Source organism: Marmoricola endophyticus, from assembly GCF_014644415.1.
Taxonomy (GTDB): Bacteria; Actinomycetota; Actinomycetes; order Propionibacteriales; family Nocardioidaceae; genus Marmoricola; species Marmoricola endophyticus.
Genome location: NZ_BMKQ01000008.1, coordinates 1 through 587, shown reverse-complemented (window position 1 = coordinate 587; position 587 = coordinate 1). Strand labels below are relative to the sequence as shown.

The following is a 587-nucleotide window of genomic DNA, read 5'->3' as shown; positions in this document are numbered from 1 at the left end:
ATTTTCAATATCAAAGAAATATCACAAACACACAACTCATCTTCTTTAATCAAAGATAATATGATTTTCAATTTCTTCTCATCACAAATTTTTTCTAAAATGTTAAGTAATTTCTTAGATTTATCATCTTCTAAAAAACTTAAAGCATTGTTAACTTTATCCTCATGTACACAGCTCACATCACAAGTATTTTCATAACTCATATAAAATCACACCCTAAATTAAAATATAAATCCTAAAATTGTTTGAATAGTGTCATTTTCAATAATAATAAATAAACCTAAAGCTATATAAATAATAGCCATAATCCAACGACTAAATTTCTCAACAATTTCTCCAATTCCTGGAATATTAGCTAATTTTTGTGCAGTAAACACCAAGAAGAAAATTAAAATTAAAAAGACAAACAGAGTAAGTAATAAATTAGTAACACTTAATGTCACAAAATACGGAACAAATAAACCAATATTATCGGCGCCACAACTTGCTATCGTAACAATTGCAACCGTACCAACTAATTTAGACAATCCTTTTTCATTCAATTCTTTTTTAGCTCTCTTTTCTCCTTCACAATCATCATAAATAGC

At 26.6% G+C, this 587-nt stretch carries 2 pseudogenes; both read right to left on the bottom strand.

What is annotated here, in order from left to right:
* Nucleotides 1-203: pseudogene (locus IEX42_RS17940) on the bottom strand (ArsR family transcriptional regulator); the annotation flags it as partial.
* 18 nt (nucleotides 204-221) lie between these two features.
* Nucleotides 222-587: pseudogene (gene cadD, locus IEX42_RS17935) on the bottom strand (cadmium resistance transporter CadD); the annotation flags it as partial.